This is a genomic window from Roseinatronobacter alkalisoli, assembly GCF_028745735.1.
Taxonomy (GTDB): Bacteria; Pseudomonadota; Alphaproteobacteria; order Rhodobacterales; family Rhodobacteraceae; genus Roseinatronobacter; species Roseinatronobacter alkalisoli.
This window is the reverse complement of record NZ_JAQZSM010000089.1, coordinates 1-2,686: the sequence shown is the minus strand read 5'-3', so window position 1 is coordinate 2,686 and position 2,686 is coordinate 1. Positions and strand designations below refer to the sequence as shown.

Sequence of the window (2,686 nt, the reverse complement as noted above, 5' to 3'; positions counted from 1 at the left end):
CAGCAAGAAGATCGACCACGTCCTGATATGACAGCGGATAGCGCAAATACCAACCTACCGCACAAAGGATGATCCCGCGTTGAAAGCGGTGGTATCTGAATGGCGATTTGCGCGGCATGCTGGACCTTAAAAGCAAAAAATGGCAAGACACTGCGATTAATGCAACAGTCCCCTGCAAACAGTGTTGTGAATCTTTTGTTCTTCTTGGGTCTCTTCTCTCTGATCATAGGCGTCCCGTTGCTTTTGCCCTCGATAAAGTCATTCAACCGCCTGCACCCCTCGGCCCGTCGCATTCTGACCCGCCGTGCGCTGCGAAGCATCGGGTTCGCCACGCTTCTGGCCCTGCAGCTTTGGCTGATCGCGCAGGCAACGGCGGTGCAGGCGCTGTGGATGTGGCTGATCTGTCTGGGCGTCGTGGCGGGCACGTTGATGCCCGGCACAGTGCCGCGCGCGGGCGCAACACGGCTGGGGCGCTGGGTGATCGGACTGGGCGAAAACCTATCCTTCGGGGCGGCGGTTCTGGTGCTTTTCTGGATCAGCGGATACGCGCACCCCGGAGATCCCAACCAGCAAATCGCCTTTCTTGTCACATCCGCGCTGGCGGTCGCCGGGACCTTGGCGGTGGCTGCGCTGGTCTTGCCGTGGTTTTTTCCCCAAAGTACCCGCCCAAGTCGCACCCGCCAGTAAGGGCGATATTTCAGATGGATACCGCTTAATGACCACCGACCGCGAAGCCTATTTCTTCTGGGGCACAATCTTTGGCACTGCGCTTCTGATCACGCTATTGCACAACCTGTCCGCGCAGGGCGCCGACCGAGCCACCGATTGGGGGCGCTTCGCATTCCACGTGGCCGTGTTTGCGGTTCTCCTGATGCCGGGGTGGTTGCAACAGACGCATAATCCCGCCACAGCCGAAGGGCCACGCAAGGCGCGCAGGTATTTGCTGTTCATTCTGGGGCTTTTACCACTGATGAGCCTGTATCTGAGATTTCCTGGCGCAGCGCAGGGATTAACGCTTTTGCAACTCTTCGATGAGCTCTCGCTCACACTGATCATGCTGGCTGCATTGAGCACAATCTGGCTGTGGTGGTTCGGGCCTATGTTATGGCGACACCCCCAAATGCGCCGCGTTTTGATCAAGGAGTTTGGCTCAGTGTTTGGCGCGGCACTTGGCTTGGCGGTCTTTTTCGGGGTCATGAAAGGCTGGCCTGCGCCGCAGGTGATCTGGGTCTGGCTGTTCATGATCGGCTTGATTGGGAATGCGATCATGCCGATGACATTACCGCGCAAACATGGGGCCAGCGACTTGGCGCGAGTGACGCTATTGGTTGGGGAGTGGATGTCAATAACCGCTTTTGTGAGCATCATCCATCTCTTGCTAAGTTCCGAGGCCGATCCTGCACCCGGTTTGATTGGCACAGCGTTGGGGATGGCCCTGTTGGTCGTGACCGTTCACTATACGAACAAGAACAGCAGCAAGCCCCCTGCCTACACACGCCGCTTGTGACCCTTTGGATAACCCCATGACCACCACACGCGCTGCCACGTATGCCCTTGCCATCATCCTTGGCCATGCGGTTCAACGGCATGCTGCGCGGCCGCGAAGCAGACCCACTCCCTGCATGGATCGACGACGCGATCGAAACCGACCTGGCGCCCATCGTGCGCTTTGCCCGCACCTTGAACCGGGACTTCGATGCGGTCAGAAACGCCATCGAGATGCCCTGGAGCAACGGCCAGGCGGAAGGTCAGATCAATCGCCTGAAGACCCTCAAGCGCGCCATGTACGGCCGAGCCGGCCCATAATTGTTGCGGGCGAGAATGCTACCGTTCCGCCACACAGAGTGAGGCAGAGCCCAATTAAGGGCTACGCGACAGCTGTTTATCTGTTCTGGCGTTCCCACATATATCGATGCCACGCATTGCGGAAATCAGGACGAGTTTTGAAACGAAATCCTGAGCTTTCGATAATGTGCATAAGTGTTTGCGCACCTCCATGCGCACCTTCCTCTTCGGAATCGTGAAAACACTGGAGAAGAGCTTCTGCTTCTTCGATTGTTGTCGGCTCTTCAATAGAATCAAGAATAAGAAAATACTCATCCCAATAGGTATCGCCATCTTTATCGGTCGGCAGTTTTCCAAGCTTAAGCAGTTCTAAAACCTCTCTTCTCATCTCATCACCTCATCAGGTCCGGTAAGTTTGATCGGTAGTAGTTGAGCATTTCTCTTGTCGCGGGGGTGTACCCCCTGTCGACTCCCCGCACATCGCGAATATCTCGCGCAAGCGTATCACGGAACGAAAGGCCTTGTTCGGCAGTGTTGGTTTGGCGTCCACGTGGGCCATAGGTGCGCGTCTGTTCATGGTCGGTCCGACGCATACCGATTGCCCCCCTTCTCGTGAAGATGTGAAGCCACGCGCTTGTTGTGGCATGGCAACCTGCGTGGTACAGGACCGAATGGAGAAAACATAATATTTAAGCCACAAAGCTCTGGTAGACTGAACCCCAAGGTTACCGGTCCACCAACCATATATGTCGACGGGGCGGCGATCAGATATGACTACCTCAAAGCACACCGCACCGCGACCAGCATGGGCGTGAAAAAGGGGGGCGTGGTCGCCTGATCGGGCGGACCAAGGGCGGCATGAATACCAAGTTACATGCCATCTGCGATAGCCAGGGACGCC

3 protein-coding genes and 3 pseudogenes are annotated in these 2,686 nt (G+C 56.6%); 4 read left to right on the top strand and 2 right to left on the bottom strand.

Features of this window, described 5'->3' with window-relative positions; genetic code table 11:
• Window positions 1–118 (bottom strand): annotated as a pseudogene (locus PUT78_RS23970) (IS6 family transposase); the annotation flags it as partial.
• 125 nt (window positions 119–243) lie between these two features.
• Between PUT78_RS23970 and PUT78_RS23290 the strand changes: the two are divergent.
• From PUT78_RS23290 to PUT78_RS23280, 3 genes and pseudogenes are all read left to right on the top strand, one after another.
• Window positions 244–687 carry a hypothetical protein gene (locus tag PUT78_RS23290; RefSeq protein ID WP_274354606.1) on the top strand — a complete coding sequence of 148 codons (444 nt, stop codon included), beginning with the start codon at window positions 244–246 and terminating at the stop codon, window positions 685–687.
• 28 nt (window positions 688–715) lie between these two features.
• A complete protein-coding gene (locus PUT78_RS23285) occupies window positions 716–1,507 on the top strand; it encodes a hypothetical protein (RefSeq protein WP_274354605.1) in 792 nt (263 codons plus the stop codon).
• A 59-nt stretch (window positions 1,508–1,566) separates the two neighbouring features.
• A pseudogene (locus PUT78_RS23280) lies at window positions 1,567–1,806 on the top strand (transposase); the annotation flags it as partial.
• Between the two features lie 76 nt (window positions 1,807–1,882).
• On the opposite strand, the gene PUT78_RS23275 reads toward PUT78_RS23280, so the two are convergent.
• A complete protein-coding gene (locus PUT78_RS23275; protein ID WP_274354604.1) occupies window positions 1,883–2,173 on the bottom strand; it encodes a hypothetical protein in 291 nt (96 codons plus the stop codon).
• Window positions 2,174–2,560: 387 nt separating this feature from the next.
• On the opposite strand from PUT78_RS23275, the pseudogene PUT78_RS23270 reads away from it, so the two are divergent.
• Window positions 2,561–2,686, top strand: a pseudogene (locus PUT78_RS23270) (IS5/IS1182 family transposase); the annotation flags it as partial.

What these genes read in the sequence shown, in the direction of transcription:
- PUT78_RS23285 (WP_274354605.1), top strand. Translation starts at nt 716, where the DNA reads ATGACCACCGACCGCGAAGCCTATTTCTTCTGGGGCACAATCTTTGGC.
- PUT78_RS23275 (WP_274354604.1), bottom strand. Translation starts at nt 2,173, where the DNA reads ATGAGAAGAGAGGTTTTAGAACTGCTTAAGCTTGGAAAACTGCCGACC.